Consider the following 19883-nt stretch of genomic DNA (forward strand, 5'->3'; position numbering starts at 1 on the left):
GCTATTCCTCATTCCTCTGTTAAATCTTAGTTGCCACAGCTGAGAATTGCTTAGATAACTCCTTGGAAAGACGGTATAGCTGATCGACTTCCGCTTTATTCGTGGCTGTAAACTCATCATGATTTCTCGCACGCGAGCGATAATTCGAACTGATTCCTTCCTTCATCTGATAGTATTTAGCGTTAATCGGATATAACTGCCGCTCAATAAATGAAGCAACACTCAGTAAATCACTTAAACGCTGCGCTTCTTCAGGCTGCTTCTCCCAATTTTGCAGTAGCCATGCATACAGGTCTGGATGAAAATTAGCCATGACTCCACTGTAACCATCAACGCCAAGCTTCAATGTTTCCAGAAGCGTAGCTGTATTGGCGTTGTAAAGCTTTAATGAAGATCCTTTAATCGCTTCCAGCTTTTCTTTGATCATCTCCACGTCGCAAGACGTATCCTTCAAGAAGAAAAATCTTCCGGTATCCGCACACCATTTCAAGACAGATGGTGTTAATAGACGCTTATATGGAAATGGACATTCATAGATACCAAACGCAATATGGTCTGGCAGCTGTTCAATTAGCTTTTGAGCATTAGCGATCCACACGTCATCGGACTCATCCGCTCCTGCCAATCGGTTCGAAATCAGGATTACGGCCTCAACTCCCGTTTGTGACATCGCTGTCAATTCTCGAGCCTGGTCTTCAAGCGAGTCGGAAATGTGCCCCGAAGCTATGACGGGAACCCTCCCTGCCGCCTTCTCCACGACAAAAGCGGCAAGCTCCACGCGCTCTTCCAAACTCAAAAAGAACATTTCGCTTGACTGGCATACAGCAAATAATCCGTCAACCTTGTTTTGAATAAACCATTCAACCATTCGTCCCATCGCATCAAAATCAATTTCTCCAGACTCCTTGTATAAGGTAATCATGGTTGGCCATACGCCATTAGGGTTATTAATCTTCATTTTAACAACTCACTCTCATTGTTATTTTTCATTTCCACAAAATTCACTTCATGGATGGGCTCTTGCTGATCTGTAGGTATCAAAAATGTTTTGATTTCACACTTACCAAAGGTACTTCGCCAGCTGCGTTTCAAGGCTGGAATGAATAAATCTGTCTCCACTTCTCTTCCGTAAGCCTCATTACAGCGTAGAATCCAACCATTTCCGTCTTCAGCTGGTTTAAACGCCACAGTTACTACATTTTCGGCCGAAATCTCAATCCCCTCGGATACTTGTGGTAAATCCCCTTCGTGGTACGTTTCCCATACCTGCTGCAGCGGAGTATGCAATTCGTATGCCTTACGTACAACGCCGCTATCCTGCCATGATCCGGCATGTGGCGAGAGCATGTAAGTAAACTCCTGCACGCCTTGATCCATATATTCCGATTGTTCATCACGTTCGCCAAAGTGATCCGCATAAATCGGACTTCGCACTACGGTCATCCTTAATTCATTGTCTAGCACATCGTAAGCGTATTTGGTATCGTTAATCAAAGAAAGTCCGAACACGACTGACGGTTCCATTCCCTCATCTTTACCAGGTTCATTCCCCGATACATTCACCCACATTTGTCCAGGCACCTCGTTTCCATTGGCTGGACGTTCAATGTAGCCGTACGGAATTTCAAACACTGCACGGGGCTGCTGGGCATTGACAGGAAAGGCAAGCTTCAGCATCTTATGCTGTTCTCTCCAATCAAGCCGTACCTTTACTTGCAAGTCGGAACTGTCATGTAATAAGCTTATATCCTGACGAAGGACAGACTTCCCAAAATAACTAATTACCCTAATCGTCGCTCTCAGAGGCCCAGTTTCAAGCACGATTAGCTCTGCATGACCAAAGCGTCCCCATTCATCCCGATACTGTGTTAGACCGTGTCCCCATGTATCGCTGTGGCTCTCATCCAAGACGATTGGCACCGCTCCGTCTCCAGCCAGTACTTCTCTACAACCATTAAGCTTATCAATGATATGTCTGATATATCCTGTTTCCGGATCGAGCTCAACGAATAGCTTATTATTCTCTAAGAAGCAACCCTCAGCCCGAGCGGTCCCTTTCGGCTCCATCGGATCGCAAGCTTTATCACGGTATACCCAGTACACCTGATAGCCAAAAGCCGGAATTCGCCCAGTGACTAATGTATCCCATTTATCACTGGTATTTGTCCGAGATGCCCTGATCGTTTGAATCGGCAAGGGATTGCCTGCAGCATCTGTCACACCAGCCAGCTTCTTGTTAATGGCAATAGGTGCCACTACTTCCCACGATAATGGGTTAAATACCACAAGAGGTGAACCTAGATCATCTTGCTCCCACAGCTGCCAGTCCTTCTGCTTGCTTAAGGATTTCACACCCGGTTTCATTGTATTAATTGCCCAGGAAATCTTTTGAAGCGCAGCGTTTATCGCTTTTGCTCCAATGCTTAAGGCCTCCCCATAAAATTCCTGGACATCCTCGTACGCCTCCTTAATACTGCAGCCGCCCATAATATCATGAAAATGATTGAACATGACATTTTCCCAAGCCCGATTAAGCGCTTCTGACGGATACGGTAAACCAAGCGCCACATTGGCAAGTGTAGAAAATTTCTCGGCTGTCAGCATCCGATGCTCCACACGGCGGTTAGCGGCCTTAGATTCCGAGTGTGTGGAGTAACAACCGACCGCATGCATCTGCAGTTCATCCTTAACCACAGGGATAGCTGGATCCATCTCCATCATTTCTGAAAAATAATGATTAGGAGAGCTCAATTGAATGTCGTCCAGATCAGGTCGCTTTTGGATCTCATGGATGAGCTTAAGGTTCTCAATTGTCGGCCCGCCGCCATGATTACCGACGCCATAGAAAGACATGAAAGCATGACCGCTTGCAATCGCCGCATTTCTGTGGCTTAAGATCTTATCTTCCATGCCATTGCTCGCCCAATTGCCGTAGCTATCCGAAAGCCTAAATGTCATCACACGGCTGCCATCTTCCGATTCCCACCAGAATAAATCGTGCGGCAATGTCTTCTCATGCTTCTCAGGACGCATGAATACGTAGGAATCCATTCCGCCTTGCTTCAATAACTGCGGCATCATGCCATGGTGACCGAAAGAGTCAACATTGTAACCTACCTTGGCCATCACACCGAATTTCTCCATAAAATACCGTTGACCATATAAGCTATGCCTAGCAAATGATTCGCCCGATGGCAAATTGCAGTCTGGTTGTATCCACCAACCGCCCGTAATGACCCAACGTCCTTCAGCAACTCGCTGCTTAATTTCTGCAAACATCTCTGGAGCATTCTCTTCAACCCATTTGTAATAGGCTGCGCAAGCACACGTAAATACAAAATCAGGGAACTCATTCAATCGATCCAGAGCAGAACGAAAAGTCGCTTTGATTTCCGCATATCCTTCCTGCCAACGCCATAACCAAACCGGATCCAAATGAGCATTGCCAATTAAATGAAGCTTCGTTTCAACAGTCATTTTATCCCCCCTTCATTCATTATAATTGTTTGAAACTTAACCTTTTACAGATCCAAGCATGGCTCCTTGCACGAAATATTTTTGCACAAACGGGTAAATGATAAGCACGGGCAAGATGGCAACGAAGACACAGGCATATTTAATATTTTCTGTCATGGTAGCAAGCCCCGCTTCTGCTGCGCCCATTGATGATGATTGTGCCGCCATATCTCCCGAAATGACGATATTACGCAAAAGGATTTGCAACGGGTACAGTTCTTTATCATTTAAGTAAATGAGTGCAGGGAAGAAGCTGTTCCAGTGAGCTACCGCGTAAAAAAGAAACATTGTGGCCATTACAGGCAAAGAAAGTGGCAGCACAATTTTCACGAAAACTCGAAATTCTCCGGCTCCGTCCATAATCGCAGACTCGTGTAAGGCTTCTGGAATATCTTCAAAAAATGTTCTCATCAAGATCATATTGAAAACATTGATCGCTGTCGGAATTAATATGGCCCAAACCGTATTGACCATTCCTAACGCATGAACCACCATATAACGCGGGATGAGACCACCGTCGAAGAACATGGTGAACACAACAAACAAAGCAAGAAATGAACGCCCATACATATGCTTTCGCGACAAAGGATATGCGCAAAGAGCCGTCAACGCCAAATTAATAAGCACACCACCGGCCGTATATAAAAAGGTATTGGCGTAGGAGCGTATAATGGCAGGATCATTAAGAATGACACTATATGCTTTAAAATTAATACCTACAGGTCGCCAAAATACTTCACCGCTGCTAGTCGATGACCCCGAGCTAATCGATATGATTCCCATATAATAAAGCGGATACAGGGTGATAAAGATCATAGCCAGCATAAAAATTATATTAATCGTATCGAAATAAGAAAACTTACGACTTTGCATCTTAATCCCCTCCGCTAGAACAATCTTGATCCATTTATTTTTTTGGCGATTTCATTCGCTGATATAACGAGCGCAAAAGCTAATATAGATTGGAAAATACCTACAGCCGCTGCAAAGCTAAAGTCGCTGTCAATCAACCCTCGACGATAAACAAAGGTTTGAATAACATCTGCAGTTTCATACGTGGGACCACTGTACAATAATATAATTTTCTCAAATCCGACCGAAAGCATTTTACCCACAGTCAAAAGCAGCATAATCGTGACAACGGTTGAAATCCCAGGCAGTGTAATATGCAGCAATTTGTGCCAGCGATTTGCCCCATCCATCGTCGCCGCCTCATACTGTTGCGGATCGATAGCGGTCAATGCCGCCAAAAAAATAATGGAGTTCCAACCAAGATGTTGCCAAACTTCAGATCCGACATAAATGGTTCGAAACCACTGCGGCATGGACATGAATGTCTTCGGTTCCCCGCCAAAAACCTTAATCACTTCATTAATGAGACCATCGATGGAGAGGAAGTTAACCAGCATACCTACGACCACAACGGTAGACAGAAAGTGGGGAACATATGTGACGCTTTGAACAAACCTTTTGAAAAACTTTTGTTGCAGCTCGTTTAACAATAAAGCGAACACGAGAGAAGATGGGAAATAAAAAATGAGTGAATACAGGTTGATGAGTAATGTATTTTTAACCACTTGCCAAAAATACGGGTCCGTCAGAAATTGGCGGAAATACTTCGTGCCTGCCCACGGGCTATGAAAGAAACCCTTTACGATCGAATAGTCTTCAAATGCCATCAAATTCCCAACCATAGGCGCATAGTGAAAAATAACAAAATAGGCAAACGGTAATAGAAACATAAGATACAGTGGCATGCTCTTGCGAATATTTTTTTTAATCTCAACAACTGGTGTATTTTTTTTAATCTCAACAACTGGTGTCAAATATCTCCACTCCTCTCTGGATAATAAAGGGGCAGGCTGCCCAGTGTATCTTAGCAACCTGCCCTCTCACTGCATGAACTTCTATCTTTACTTCACGCGGGCTAAGGCATCGTTGTAGATTTTGACGATATCATCAGAACCTTTTGCTTTGAGTTGATTTACGAAGTTATCCCAATCTTTGAGTGCACCGTCTGTCACAATAAACTTATCCATGTTTTGAGCCAGGTGAGCGTCAAGCTGTGTACGGATTTGTTTCAACTTCTCACGCTCTTCTTTTGTAAATGGAGGGTCGTTAACGAATTGAACATTTTCGCCTGCAGCCAATGCTTTCGATGCTTTATTGTTCCAATCTGACCATTCCTTGGAGTTAAAAGGTAATAAAGCATGATCGTCATTAGACACACCAAGTCCCAGGTAGCCCGTGCCATATTCAGATTGCAACGCATAAATTGCGCTTGGCGTTCTGTCCTTATACTTAGTGATAACAGCGTCAGTCAATTTGTAATCGCCATTCTCGCCAGTGAAATCTTCGCCTCTAATACCGAAGTTTGTAACCTCAATTCCCTCTGGGGAGTAGAACCAGTCCATGAATTTAACAACTTCTTCAGGATTCTTTACTTTCGCATTAATGACATACGATTCAGACAAGTGACCAAGTGCATAGATCAGGTTACGCTTTGTACCGCTCGGCGTTGTCATCGTATCCAGCATATCAAACTTAGCATTCGGATCCTTCTTCTGCAGATTAATATTAAACGTGCCAGCGAAACCATTATTATCTTGGAAATAGAAGGATTTGCCTGCGTTTAGCTTTTCTTGCCAAATTTGCGATGTAGCCGTAGCATAATCCGGATCAAGAAGCTTATCTTTGTAAAGTTTATTCAAGTATGTGATAGCCTCTTTAAACTCTGGCATAGCCGGACCGAATTTGTATTTTTTCTCTTTTGGCTCGTAGTATACTTTCGTTCCGTTAAAGGTTGTGTATCCGCTTCCAAATGCGAATGTAATTGGATTAATTAGATTTTCTGTTCCTGTAAGTCCATTTGCAGCACGAGCAGCAAACGGATAGGAATCTGGATTCGCTTCTTTCATTTTCTTCATTACTTGATGCAATTCATCATACGTAGTTGGCTTTTTCAAACCTAGCTTATCAAGCACATCCGTACGGATCATCGAAAGCTGGCCGCCAACACCCTGCCAATTCGCTACAAGTGGGAATCCATAAAGCTTACCGTCAATTTTGTTTTTGTTGATCTCTGGCTGCTGGGCAATGACTTTCTTCAGATTTGGCATTTTGTCCAAATAAGGAGTCAAATCAAGGAATGTTCCTGTGTCAGCAAAGTTCTGAATATCATCCTGTTTGACCAACATCACATCAGGCAGCGTATTCGTTGCAATCAATGTTTTCTTTTTATCATCGTAGTTGCTTTGTGGGACACTTTGAAGATTTAGTTTTACATTTTTACGCTTTGCAATTTCCTGGACGGCTTTTGAATTGGAAACGATAGCTTGCGATGCGTGTTCGTACCTCATCCAAGTTAACGAAAGTGGTTGGGCAGATGCCGCCGGCGTGCTTGCCGCACCAGCAGTAGTTGCCGGAGTTGCTGAATTATCCGTTGAAGTCGTTGAACTGCTTCCACAACCGCTAAGCACACTTGATAGTACTAGTAATGAACCAGTTACTGCCATAATCCCCTTTTTTGATTTCATCGAATAAATCCTCCCATGTAATTGGTTTGGTTTTGTTTGGTTTTCCTTACACACCGATCATAGCACACCATTTTCGAGCATTTGAATATCCAAATTGGCGTTTAAAGCACCGTTTATCCGCTATTCGGACCTTGATTCATTTCTCCGCTATGATGCAAAAAGTCATATTGCACGATAGTTAATCACGGTAAGATGATTCATTTTCCTTCCATGTACCAAAGTGGACCTTTACTACCAGTGAATCGCCATGTGTGCCGCACATAGAAAAACCCGCCTCATCAGCGGGTTTCAATATCATTTGTGGACTTCTTGTTTATCTCGCCAAATTGAAAATGCGATAAATCATCACAGCTGCTTGCGCGCGAGTTGTATAATCGCTTGGTGCAAAACTGCCGTCTTCCAATCCAGTTACGATTCCAGCTTGACGAAGCGCTGTTACCGCATCTTCGGCATACTCCGCGATTTTCGATTGATCTGTAAATACCTGAGCGCTCGCAGTGTTTGGCAATTTCATGCCCGACTTTTGGGCCATACGGTAGATCATAACCGCCATATCTTGACGGCTGATTTTCTCGTTAATGCCATAACTGCCATCTTCTTTGCCATTCACAATACCAAGTTGTTGCGCACTAGCAACAGCTTGCTCATACCAAGCTCCCTGCTCTACATCACTAAATGTGCTCTTGGCTTGTTCATTGATTAGATCCAGTGCTCCCATGAGCATTTGAATGAATTCAGCTCTTGAAACTTGGCTTTGAGGACTAAATTGACCTTCACTTACACCAGAAACGATTTTGCGCACTTCAAGGCTTTCAATGTCAGCTTTCGCCCATGGCACAGAGCCCAAATCTGTAAACAATGACTTTACATCTACTGCCGCATAGTAGCTAAAATGAGCTGGCTTAAATTCAACCACGCCGGTCAACGCATTGTACTTCCCGTTTCTGACAATTTCTAATTTACCATCGTTAGACAAATAGTAGATGACAATCCGATGAGGTGATTCGCCTGGCTGCAGCGTATATGGAATCGCAACGATTGGACGGTTATTTTCGAATTTGCTAATGGTCTGGCCATCCACCGTCAGTTTGAAGTCATATACGGTGTGATTTCCAATTATATGTTTAACAGAATCCGACAATGTAGAAGCATCAACTTTAGATACCGAAAGCTGAACTTTACTTGAGCTGGAACCTGCTTCAGTCAATGACTCAGGGAAAATTGTTACGGTTGCTAGTCCTGTTTTAATTTCGATTTTATCAATACCTGCACTATTCGCATCACGAAGCTGCTGGGAAGTAAATTCAACAACGACTTGATTAGATGTCTCAGCTCCTTCTACGTTTATCCTTACGATGTCTTGATCAGCTGTTTGAGTCGCTTTATTCAAGGCTTCTGATGGAACATTAACAGTCGTAGTGCCTTGCGTATCGGGTGTTGCAACAATGGATACAATGCCTGGTTCCGACGTATCAGCTGGCGGTGGATTCGTTGGATTTCCATTATTACTAGTTACAGCAAGTTGTATCGAATTGTTAGGGATATATTTCGTTTCACGCAAATTTGAATCCATCACTTTCACGGAAGCTAATTTCACGTTCGCTTGACCAACTGATTTACCCTTAAATACGAACGTACAAAGCTTCGAATCACCGCTAACAGCGGGTTGGCCACTCTTGAGCGCGAAGGCACAAATCATTTGATTGCCCTCTGTTTTATTAACAGTCATCCCTTGTCCAGACAACTTATTCTGTGGTATTCCTACTGGTTCAATAGAAGAATCCCATTGCAGCATGACTTCGTATGCAGAAACATCTTGTACACCGCTCGCCTTTACAGTTATCGCAACACTTTCATTAACGCTTATTTGGTCCACATTTGTTGTCAAATGGAATGCCGCTGGCTCACTAGCCTGTACCGTACTTTGAAAGGACAAAATGATACAACAGATGAACGTCCAACTTAGAATCGTAACACGTTTCACGAAGACACCTCTTCTCTAGGATAAATAGGAAGAGGACAATTTCTTGCCCTCCTCCTTTCTTGCAGGAATAATTAGTGGTTCAACAAACGTCTAACGATAAAGGCTAGTTCGTATAGCCCCACTTCACCGTTACCGTCCAAATCCCATCTTACGTCCCATCCACTGTCAGTGGACTTCAACCCATAGCGATTTGCAATTATGCCAATATCGCTGATGTCAACTGCGTTGTCGCCATTCAGATCACCGGTTAGACTCGTAATGATGAATCCGTCAAATACTGTAATTGCCGTATTAAGAGTTGCGGCTGCGTTGTTCAATTGCAATTCTGTCGCGCCCGAATTAGCATTGACCCCTTGAGCAACGGTCAATGCCGTTTGAAGCGCATCGATTGCCCTAGCTGGATATTGACCGATCGCAACTCCTGCTGCCGCATTCGCGAGTTTCGTCTGAGCAGTAGAAATCGCTGTCGTTAAAGCAGTTCCATTAATGATAGCAACAGATACTTGTGCACCAGTTACAGCAGCATTCGTTTTAATACCGTTTCCATCCGAAAGGATATCTTTTTGTATGCTGAAGCTGCCACTTCCTGTTGCGTTCGCAACTGGCTTAAAGTCCACCTTAATAAGGGCTGGATGATTACCATCCAGTGCATTCGTCGCACCTGGGTGAACGACAACCATATGCAATGTGCCTGTTGTTGCATCATCTGAAACATCAACCGTTGTGTTTTCGCCTAAGGAAGTTGCACTGTCAAAAGTAAACTTCGTTTTGTCGTAGTTGATAATAACATCTTGCGCAGCTACGTCCTGAACGCCTGTTACCCCGAATTGCAATGCGACGTTCCCCGTAGATCTTACAGAACTAGGGCCAGTCAATACCGCAGCGCTTGACTCATTATAGAGATATACTCTCAATGGTACTTTGAAGCTCGGCAGCATATTGCTCGTTACACCCTGTGGAAGCCTTGTCTCATCAACAACGCCGGTAAGGTTGCTAATTAAAGAATTAAGTTTGTAATTCGTTTTAATAGTTGCAATATCCCAATTCACCGGCAAATCAACGGAAGGAAGCACACCGTTTGCTGCCCCCGGTTTATAGGAGGTATATGCTTTAACAGTAGATGGGAACAGGGCTTTAATCTCACTATCGGATGCAGTAGCGATATTGAAAGATGCAGGAACTGCAATTTCACGATCGAAGCTTTCATATTCTCTGATAATGTTTTCAGTATCACCCTGCTTAATCCAGTCTTCGGTAATTCTGGAGAAGGCAATATTCTTATAGCTGGACAAGGATTGATTATTGGCGTCCTTATCAAGCGACGAGAAGAATCGGCTGAAGCTGATTAAGATATCCCCATTATCTGCTTGCGTTATAGCAGGGTAATGGTAGCTTCCCATACTGCTTCTTGTATCCAGGGCAAGATGCCTTCTGTATTTCCAAGTTTTGCCTTCATCGTCTGATAGGGCGACAGCCAACGTGTTCCGGCCCGATTCCGTATCTACGTGAACAAATGCCCAATTACCGCTCTCAAGTTGCAGAAGGTCGTGACCTACACCCGGATCCTGCAGTTCAGGAACGTCCTTGACTGTTGACCATGTCAATCCCTTGTCCTTGGACTCGGAAGCTACCACACGATAAGGTCTTGGACCATTGTCACGCATATAAGCTACAATCGTGCCGTCATTCTTTTGAGCCATCGTGGCCTGAATGTTCGCTACCCCTACAATTGGCTCACTCATCTCCCAACGAACCGAGTTATCCCCAAGAGGTTTGGAAGGATCATACTCTGTAAATGCCATAATGCTCATTTCCATGACATCTGAATATAGGGGCAGAATTAAACGAACTTTGCCGTTGCCAAGAGCTACCTCAAACGGCTTATCTTTGGTTTGCCAGCCGAGTCGGCGGGCGTACGGATAACCTGAACGAGTCTCATAAATTTTGTCCGCTACTGTCGGAGCGTACAGATATTGAGTTGGGTCGCCACCACTGAGCTGCATAATCTGCGTGGCTAGACCATCAAATTCAGCTTCATTAACTCTACGGCTCATTCCTGCTCCGCCAACTGCAACGGGTTTGAACAAATACTCTTTTTGCTCAACAAGCTTGGCTTTTATCGTATTCACGAAACCTTTGGCCAACTCTGGGCGCGCTACAACAGGAGCTGTGGCCCAAGAAGGTCTATTAGCTAATGGTACCCCAGTTCTATCATCGAGCGACAGACTTATATGATCGTCTGTGCTGTTCGGATCGACTGTACCGCCGATGTTTTTACCGAGTTTAATCCCAACATTTTCAGAAAATGTCCAGTCAGGCGCATTGTTGCCAACCTTATCAAACTCATAGCTGCCTTTTTCGGCATAAGCATATCTAGGTTGGGAAGTTTGCCATCTGCCCGCCAATACGGGATACCAGAAAAACCAGAGACGGTCGCCAGAATCAACGTATACGACAGGATTAATATCAGCAATATCTTGAGCATTGGTCATTACAAATGGTGTCGTCCACGTTGTGCCACCATCCGCTGAACGCGCTCCCATAATTCGTGTCGTAGTCGCATCTCGTTCGCCATTTCCCTGAAACCATACACATAACAACTCTCCGCTTGGTAATTCTACAATACTGGACCCGTGTATGTGGTCTCCTGTATTACCATTATCCTTAATTGGATTGAAAATGCTTACAGCTTTATCAGAATAGCTAAACGTTCCCGTTGGAGCAGCTAAGGCAGCAGGAACTAAGCTTGTTACAGAGATTGCCGCACAAACTGTCAGTGTAGTTAGTAACTTGAATTTCCTTTTCATCTACATTACTCCTTTCGATGGGTAACTTAGTTAACTTTAATGATGCACTTATAAATTGTTCCGTATTGGTTGTTTACAGCAGTTATCATTGCAGTTCCTGCTTTAAGTGCAGTCACGACCCCGGTCGCGGAGTTAATTGTAGCTACAGCAGTCGAATCTGAAGTCAAAGTAAGTGTATTGATTGCTACAGTGGACGATTGTCCGCCTATCTCTAGGTTGAAGGTCAGCGGTGTATTTTGTCCTAGTTGCAGTTCAATGGTAGGCAACTGTGTAACACTGTCAATAGTCGGTGTAGTTCCAGCGCCGTAAGTTGCTGTCGTAACAGAACTAAATAACGTCCCAATCTCGCTGCTTGCGACTTTGGAGAAGCCAATCGTTGGGCCAGCTGGTGTTTTATACGTGTAGTTCATCAAAGCGTTCCCAGCTCTGTCAACCATAACCGATGGATATTCATAGGTCTCACCATTGTTCATGCCATCCTTAATCATGATCGGCTTCCAATGTAATCCCTCATCAGAAGAAATCAATAAACTGAAAGAACTTCTATTACCGTCTTGCATAGGCTTAACTACACCGCGTGCGGTTTCTTGATTTGTAGCTATCAACCAGTCGCCATTTGGAAGCTTGGAAAGTTCAAAGCCGCCATCGTTTTTCAGATTAGGATCGACTTTCGGAACACTCCACGTTGCTCCCTTATCGGTGGACTCAGAGTATGTTGTGTGCCATGCCATACGTCCGTTTCTGCCATCTAGCTTACCGCTTCTAAAATAACCGCGAATTGTGCCATTATCCATTTCAATCAACGAGCCTTGAATCGTACCCGATCCTACAATAGCATCACTAAACTTCCAAGTGATACCGTGATCGTCGGTATACGCACAAACTGAGTTTGACAACGAATCCGAATATAACGGCAAAATTAATCTTTTGGTTACGCCATCTGCAAGTGTTACTTCAATTGGTTTATTTTTGGTTTGCCATCCAAGTCTGCGGTAAATGGGACCCCATGTATTAACGTTATTATCTGCACCAGAAGCACGTTCAATTGAGTTTTTAATAATTGGCGGCTCATATTTGGTATAACCACCAGTACCATTCGGAGTAAAGACTCCAGTGGTAAGCAAATTGACGACTTCAGCTGTTCTACCTGCATATACATCATCGTAAGGCTTCTCGGCATTCAAATATGTAATGTACTGATCATATTTATTTCTCATCGAGACAACAAAGCTGTCTGTAATATAACGCGTATCAGTGGCATTAAACTTTGAAGTTACTGGTACATACTTTGACGGGTCTAGATAAGTCGCTTGAGTCACTGATGTACCCACTGAACTTGGTTTTACAAACTTAATATCAGCGCCCTTGACGCCATAGGTCCATTGTCCACTTGTGAACTTACCTTCGCCAACCATGCCATCACCAACATTGGTGTAGATGGGCTGTGGATAGTGCCACTTTGGATTTCCGCCATTGCGAACGGCATACTCATAATTGCCAATATCGGCATACATAAATTTAGTTTGCGTAGATACCCATTGGCCATTGTAGATGACGCCGTAGAACAACCATAGTCTTGATTGGCTATCTACGAAAAGAACCGGGTTGTTATCTGGGAAATCCCATGTATCGTAAACAACGAATGGTTCTGTCCAAGTTTTCCCGCCATCATTCGAGCGAGAACCGATCAGTTTAGTTAAATTCCCATCCCTTTCGCCATTTCCGTTAAACCAAACAGAGAAGAGCGTACCATCTGGCAGTTCTACCATAGTGGAACCGTGATTGGCAAGCGTGTCGACGGGCATCATTCTAGCATGGGAAATGCCTTCCGGCGCTGCTGAATCCGCAACTACAGAACCTACTACAGAACCAAACATACTAAAAGCTAAACTTAGAGACAATACGAGGCTTAAACGTTTCATCTTCTTCAAACAGGGTCACGTCCTTTCAAATGGTTAATAACAACTCTTTAATGCCTGTTTTCTTTACTTTAAGTCCCTTTTTAGTTCCTTTATTTACTTTTATTCCCTCCTCTTACCTTCCTTTCCTTTACTTTCTTTATCTTAAAAGAACTTTGACACAACACCGAAAAAGGTCTGTATCAAAAATTCTATTAATTCAACTCGAATGTGTATGCGCTTACATCTCAGTCAGTGAATTCAATTCATATAATCCCCTAGTTTGATTTCAGCGAATACATCCTCATGTAAGCAGTTTGCCTTACACGAGGATATTAGCACACCTTTTTAGAGCATTAGAATAGCCAAATTGGTGTTTTATGGCACCGTTTTTCCGCTTTTCGGAGCTTGATTCATTTCTCCGCTATGATGCAAATAGTCCTATTTGCCCGATATAATCACGCTAAGACGATCTGGAGGAATCATTCCAATATCTTTGGTGTATCTTGATCACGATTTTCTTTATGCTGGTACTCTCTGTTGCGCAGCAACAAGGACGATGAACATCCGTAGGGTAGAAAACGGCAAACATGCCTGGTTTTAAATAAATCACAGATTCGTCCTCGACGCTAAAGTCGTAAAACGCAATGTCTTGTAAATCAAACTTTTCTTCTATAACTTCATGTTTAGGGGACAAGCGAGAAACTCCTATTTTTTCTTCTCCCGATACTAGAAACTGAATATCAGTGTAAAGTTTGTGGGATTCCGGTTTAAAGCTTGAAGGCGGTCTCGTGTTCGTCTCTTGAACCATTGCAAACATCCATTCACCGTCCAGTTCGTACTTCCCATTTTCCGCTTCGCTCAGATTGCCGTTAATAATAGCGTCGATTCCTTTTTGGATATAAGAAGGATATAAGTGCCTTTCTTCTGCATAATGACGGATATCGCCTAGAATCATAATCGTGCCTCCCGTATTTTGTAATTAGCCTGTTCAGAAAATATCACCTTGATTCAATTACCATCCCAGCCACATCGACCAATGACTAAGATCCAAATAATCACTTTGCCTAGCCAGATTTCCACCTTCCCATTCTTCGAACCCTTCCGATGTCCATTCGGTTATATCCGTCTTCCCTGGAATCTGAACCGCTTCCACTGCTGATGAATAATATCAGTTCCGATGGATATATGGCATGTGTACGGCACCCCATAGCGCTGGCATTGAACAAAAACACAATCGTCAACATGCGGGAACCGTTCCGGATGTGCTGATACATATTCGAATAAACTTTCACCATATCCGAGAACTTTGGCGACGCCCTGCTGAATCGCATCATTCATATAGCGACCGGTTCCTTCCCACATACCGAAGGAGCCGTCTTCGATTGCTTTGGCGACGTCCTCTGAGGTTTCTCCAATGAAAGCCAGTTCAAAATCATGAATGCTTGTCGCCCCGTTTCCCGAAACGTGGGTGATAATCCCTTCCTTAACCAGCTCATAAAAGGCATCAGGAGCATTCCAATTAACAGGTTTATCTTCATCCGGCCTTGCCATATTTTTGATTGTGACAAGGTTGGTTCCCTGCCTCAATGGCCTGCTGAACCGTAAGCTTCGGTGGAACGTTAAACATTTCCAATCCAATGTTGTAGTCACAACCAAAAAAAGGATGATTAAGATTGCTTTGAAAATTTTACCAACACCATAAATAGAGCCATACCGTGTTATCCCAACGAATCTTAACAGCAATCCCATCGATCCGGGGATACAATCTTTTCGATTTATTAGCACTTTCGGCCTCATAACGATGCTCTCTCCTCATGGTTTTGTTTCCTCTTCAAGCTCTGCTGTCAACTGTAAGACATAGGCAATTAATTCGTCCGCAATCCGCTCATGGCATTGGTCAAACGCTAAGATCGGCTCTCTCACGCGTGGGGTATCGTAAGTCCCTTGCTTGTATAAGAGTCGTTTGAAAAAGTGAATCGACACATCTAGATGCTGGTTCGCGTACGCCAAGACAGGCAGCAGCCGATAAAATAACTTTACAGCCTCGGCTCTCTTCCCCTCCGTGTACATTCTATATATCGCGGTATACACTTCATGCATACCTGTAGGCATAAAGGCATGAATCCCACGGTCCAAGCCTTCAATAAACTGTGTCACAGCCCATCCTCCAGCGACATGCAAGCCACCGCCGGTCGATTCGAGGACCTGACTGTACTTTACACCTGCCGGAACTACCTCGATTTTATAGCTGCGGAACTCCTCAATCTCGCGGAACAACTTGGCGATAAGCGGCACAGGCACACCGAAACCGGAAGGGTCCCAGTCCTGCAGCATCAAAAATCCAGGATTGACACTGGCAATCTCCCGAACATCCCGCTCGTATTGCCGGTCATCCTGATACGGAATATTCACCAAAATTCCAGCACACCCAAGTCCGATGAATTGTTCTGCATACGTCAACCGTTCAACTGAAGAAGCCGCTGTTGCTCCTCCGATAACAGGAACACGTCCGCATGCTTCATCCACCACAACCCGGGTCATGCGCAGCCTTTCTTCTGGCGTCAGCTTATGCAGTTCCGCAGCCAGACCGGGCACGAGGAAGCCCACTACTCCCGCGTCCATCGCCAACAGGACATTCCGCCGTAACGAAGCCTCATCAAGCTCGTTCTGTATGGTGAACGGGGTGTTCAAAACCGAAATAATGCCGCGCATCGTTAACGGATCCACAGTTGCCACACTCCTTGTCTTCACTATGTTCGTAAATCCCTTCGATTGACTGCATGGCGCATTCACCCTTCTGTTTTGACAGTGCAACCTCAGTATACGCGCCTTGCAAAAGTGATGAACATCACCAAATTGCCATATCATGAACCATTTTAGCTCCTCCAGGGTATGTTCCATTTTTCCTACTATGTTTCATTTTTCTCCCACACTGCGGTGTAAAGAGGAAGCATGTGCATTTCGGAAAACCATTGGCGAGACGTCCTCGTGCTTTTTAAACACGCGTAAAAAGGTTTACCGGCTGGCTCGTAAAAATCAAATAAACGCTGCCCACGGTCGTTTCATTTATTACGAAGCTAAATAAATCGCATACATTATCGTTACCGGATTACCGGTTAGCATGATTCATATTTCTTCTTGTTTCATTTACCGCATCGATGTTTCGTATATCTCCTATGATTTGGTAGGAAAATAGAGAACCATGTTTTACATTAACGAGTTCCGTTTTGAGGTGCAAAAAGTGAAATGACACCTTGATTGGCATAGTAAATGACAATCGTAGCAAATAAGTTGTAAATAAAAATTAGATAAGTGTTTTGTTAAATGTTGGAACTTTCGCAAGTTTTGAACGTCTAATGATTGGGATTGGTTTCAAGAAAAACCATGAGAAATGGACGGAGTGATATCAGCAGTGACTAAAATTAGAAATTATATTCTTATTCTTATTCTTGTGATTGCGATCCTTGGAGTATTTGCTCTGAATTGGTTGCTCAAACCTTCCTCTACGAACGATATATATCTAATTCCAGCAGGATTTGAAGGTGACCTGCAGGTAAATTATAACGTTCCTAATGCTCTAAAACTTGAGAAGGAAGGAAAATATGATGTTATTCCAATTGAAGCTGATGGGACATACGATACATCGAAACCTGATATGGAATACGGAATAGTTACCGATAAGTATTTCTATGTTGACAAGGAGGGACACCGAACTCCAATAGATGTTAATTGTGTTTATGTTAGAGGAAATGGTTCAACTCAGTCAGGTTCGAGCATCACAAATCATAATTATCTGAAAATCACGCAGACAAAGTGCAGTGAAGACTTTAGAATGTGGGGAAAATGATTCTCATCTAAAGATGATATTACCCAATGGCATGAATACGAAAACCAAATTAGGAGAGTGTATGAAAGGAATGAGCGGTGTGCAAATAGTTATTAGAGGTTTGACCATAGTCGTTTCAGCACTTATTATTATAACTGGTTGTAGTTCTTCTATTACCGATACAGAAACACGACAAATGCCAAACTTAATGGAGAGACAAGACCTTACGTCTAACATGACTATTTTTGAATTTCGATCAGATGCTATGCAGCGTGATGGGAAATTCCCAATAAACCTTGTTGTTGATAAAACTTATTATCAACAAAACGAAATCAAGCGGGGAGACATTGTATACATTGAGTTGCCCGAAGCCATTGTCAGGCAGAATCATGAGAAATATGAAAAAAAATCAAATGATGAAGCCATTGAAACTAAAAATGTAGAACTTGAAAGAAAACAAGCTTTAAGAGTTGTAGCAATGCCAAAAGAAACTGTAAGCATTAAACAAGGTCAGGTATCAATAAACGGAAAGAATCTGGATACATTTTACGGCAAGGAATACTACGGCGAACAGGTTCAGGACAAAAGCAAGGCAGAAACCATGAAACAAGATGTGAAAATTTCCAATAATCATTTCTTTGTATTGGCAGACCAATGGTGGAGAAGTCCTTTTAGTTCCAATATGATCGGCGCAATCCCAAAAGATTATATTAAGGGAAAAATTGTTGGGTATGTAGACTAATTTGTTGAAAAATGACCAGGTAATGAACGAAATGAAAACGCATGGTTCTCAATAAGCTCGAAGAACGATAGTAAAGCAAAAAAGGGGTAACCGAGAGCAAATCGGTTACCCTTTTGATTAATTCTACATCATGTAAATTATATCCTTGATGGTATATGGTTTATCGGCTAAGCCAAGCCGTTGAGCGGGAGTAAGTTTCTGCTTGTCCCACGATTTTTGGGGTTGGCAATAGTTATAATATGTGCGAAGGATCGTGATGGCGTACTGCGCGTACTTGGGGTTGAAGTTGGTATAGATATAACTTTTACCATCGCCACTTGCGGTCACAAGTGGTCTCTCCAAAATGCTTAGCCTCCGCCTGATCTGCTGCATGAATGCATTAGTTTCTCTGTCATTAACCTGAAGAACCAAGTTGGCAATATGCTTCGGTTCATAGGAAGACAAATCCGTGGTGCAATCCACCGCGTACCACCCTTTATCTGGGGTTGGTAATGGGTGTTCAATCGGATTCCTCGCCCACCTCCGACATTCCCTGCCGTCGATGGTAACTTCTTCGTGAAATTGATAGGTCTTAAACTTTTCTTTGAGCTTCAAGTAAGCTAGTTTGCTAATTGAAGCATCATCGATTCCCGAGCTCATTCCCCATAAAGACAGATCTCTCTGTCCTTCTTGATATTCCCTATAGGCGTCTTGGCGACTTTTACTACGGTCAACCTTACAAAGGAAGTGATGCGCCTCCCCGAGTGTATGTGGAATTCACGTGAAGACCATCGATATATTTCTTTCTTCGGTTGAACTCGTTCCATTCCTCGTTAAACTCCGTAATGGTTTGAGTGTCATTCGCCGTCGGTGGCTGCGGTGCGAATGAAAAACGAAGTCTTGCGTTCTTCCGCGAGAATTCGTCCAAATGATCGTCTTTGTACAAAGCGGTGTCATGTTCCAAATACTCGATACGGATATCCCAGTCGTATGCCACGTCTGCCCCGAATACATAAAGAGAGTGCACGTCAGCGCTAATAACGACATGCGTCTGCATTTGTTTATCCTCTAAGTTATCATAACGATGATTGGCTTGTCCGCTCTTTCGGACGATATTGAGATGGTAAATTAGTTTGTCTGTGTTGAGCCACATCTTGTCAAAGGATTTGTTAGTCAAATTTTTGGTCTCATGCCTGTCGGTAAATTCAAGACAACGTTTGTATAACCACTTCAACTTCGAGTAATACGTACTCGATCCGATCTGAAGATTCTCGATGGTACGCTTGATAGGCGTCCGCCCAATAAGTGCTCGTGCGAAAGGGTAAAGTACATCGTTTCGCTTTTGATGGTAGCTAAAGGACTCCTTCTGTTCAAAACGGAACCCGTTATTTTTACATTGGCTCTCCTTTTCAATTGCCCAAATGCTCCCGAAATGAGCCATGCAGTTATTTGGATTTATTCGTGATATCCAGCGAAACATCATCCAACGCCCGAATCGTTTCTCCACACATATAGTAAAAATTACTAACATGCTCGATCTGGATTAAGGCTGTCATCGTCTTCGCCCCCATTATCTGATGCCAAATAAATGA

15 protein-coding genes are annotated in these 19883 nt (G+C 43.4%); 2 read left to right on the forward strand and 13 right to left on the reverse strand.

The window, feature by feature from the left end; genetic code table 11:
• Positions 1 to 19: 19 nt before the first annotated feature.
• From AC58PQ_RS08370 to AC58PQ_RS08420, 11 genes are all read right to left on the reverse strand, one after another.
• Positions 20 to 958, reverse strand: coding sequence for a dihydrodipicolinate synthase family protein (locus AC58PQ_RS08370; protein ID WP_497241507.1), 939 nt, complete (start codon positions 956 to 958; stop codon positions 20 to 22).
• A complete protein-coding gene (locus AC58PQ_RS08375; protein ID WP_497241508.1) occupies positions 955 to 3477 on the reverse strand; it encodes an alpha-mannosidase in 2523 nt (840 codons plus the stop codon). The genes AC58PQ_RS08370 and AC58PQ_RS08375 overlap by 4 nt, the downstream gene beginning before the upstream one ends.
• Before the next feature lie 36 nt (positions 3478 to 3513).
• Positions 3514 to 4389, reverse strand: a complete 876-nt coding sequence (locus AC58PQ_RS08380) for a carbohydrate ABC transporter permease (protein ID WP_497241509.1) — start codon at positions 4387 to 4389, stop codon at positions 3514 to 3516.
• A gap of 14 nt (positions 4390 to 4403) precedes the next feature.
• Positions 4404 to 5342 (reverse strand): ABC transporter permease, encoded by a 939-nt coding sequence (locus AC58PQ_RS08385; RefSeq protein WP_497241510.1) that lies wholly within the window; start codon positions 5340 to 5342, stop codon positions 4404 to 4406.
• An 87-nt stretch (positions 5343 to 5429) separates the two neighbouring features.
• The gene (locus AC58PQ_RS08390; RefSeq protein WP_497241511.1) at positions 5430 to 7052 is read right to left on the reverse strand and encodes an extracellular solute-binding protein; all 1623 of its coding nucleotides are present in this window, start codon (positions 7050 to 7052) and stop codon (positions 5430 to 5432) included.
• 313 nt (positions 7053 to 7365) lie between these two features.
• Positions 7366 to 9036 (reverse strand): S-layer homology domain-containing protein, encoded by a 1671-nt coding sequence (locus AC58PQ_RS08395; protein WP_497241512.1) that lies wholly within the window; start codon positions 9034 to 9036, stop codon positions 7366 to 7368.
• 71 nt (positions 9037 to 9107) lie between these two features.
• A complete protein-coding gene (locus AC58PQ_RS08400) occupies positions 9108 to 11843 on the reverse strand; it encodes an exo-alpha-sialidase (protein WP_497241513.1) in 2736 nt (911 codons plus the stop codon).
• 26 nt (positions 11844 to 11869) lie between these two features.
• Positions 11870 to 13765, reverse strand: a complete 1896-nt coding sequence (locus tag AC58PQ_RS08405) for an exo-alpha-sialidase (protein ID WP_497241644.1) — start codon at positions 13763 to 13765, stop codon at positions 11870 to 11872.
• A 439-nt stretch (positions 13766 to 14204) separates the two neighbouring features.
• Positions 14205 to 14699 carry a NanQ anomerase/TabA/YiaL family protein gene (locus AC58PQ_RS08410; RefSeq protein ID WP_497241514.1) on the reverse strand — a complete coding sequence of 165 codons (495 nt, stop codon included), beginning with the start codon at positions 14697 to 14699 and terminating at the stop codon, positions 14205 to 14207.
• Between the two features lie 161 nt (positions 14700 to 14860).
• Positions 14861 to 15541, reverse strand: a complete 681-nt coding sequence (locus tag AC58PQ_RS08415; RefSeq protein WP_497241515.1) for a hypothetical protein — start codon at positions 15539 to 15541, stop codon at positions 14861 to 14863.
• A 15-nt stretch (positions 15542 to 15556) separates the two neighbouring features.
• Positions 15557 to 16471 (reverse strand): dihydrodipicolinate synthase family protein, encoded by a 915-nt coding sequence (locus AC58PQ_RS08420; RefSeq protein ID WP_497241516.1) that lies wholly within the window; start codon positions 16469 to 16471, stop codon positions 15557 to 15559.
• A 685-nt stretch (positions 16472 to 17156) separates the two neighbouring features.
• Here AC58PQ_RS08420 and AC58PQ_RS08425 point away from each other — a divergent pair.
• Positions 17157 to 17591: a DUF6843 domain-containing protein gene (locus AC58PQ_RS08425; protein ID WP_497241517.1), complete on the forward strand. Its 435-nt coding sequence runs from the start codon at positions 17157 to 17159 to the stop codon at positions 17589 to 17591.
• A 61-nt stretch (positions 17592 to 17652) separates the two neighbouring features.
• The gene (gene lepB / locus AC58PQ_RS08430; RefSeq protein ID WP_497241518.1) at positions 17653 to 18312 is read left to right on the forward strand and encodes a signal peptidase I; all 660 of its coding nucleotides are present in this window, start codon (positions 17653 to 17655) and stop codon (positions 18310 to 18312) included.
• A gap of 123 nt (positions 18313 to 18435) precedes the next feature.
• Here lepB and AC58PQ_RS08435 read toward each other — a convergent pair whose 3' ends face one another.
• Together AC58PQ_RS08435 and AC58PQ_RS08440 are read right to left on the reverse strand one after the other, a co-directional pair.
• Positions 18436 to 18951 carry a hypothetical protein gene (locus AC58PQ_RS08435; protein WP_497241519.1) on the reverse strand — a complete coding sequence of 172 codons (516 nt, stop codon included), beginning with the start codon at positions 18949 to 18951 and terminating at the stop codon, positions 18436 to 18438.
• Between the two features lie 76 nt (positions 18952 to 19027).
• Entirely contained in the window at positions 19028 to 19468 is a 441-nt protein-coding gene (locus AC58PQ_RS08440) for a hypothetical protein (RefSeq protein ID WP_497241520.1), read from the reverse strand.
• Between the last annotated feature and the right edge of the window lie 415 nt (positions 19469 to 19883).

The sequence above is a fragment of the Paenibacillus sp. J22P143 genome (assembly GCF_059692035.1).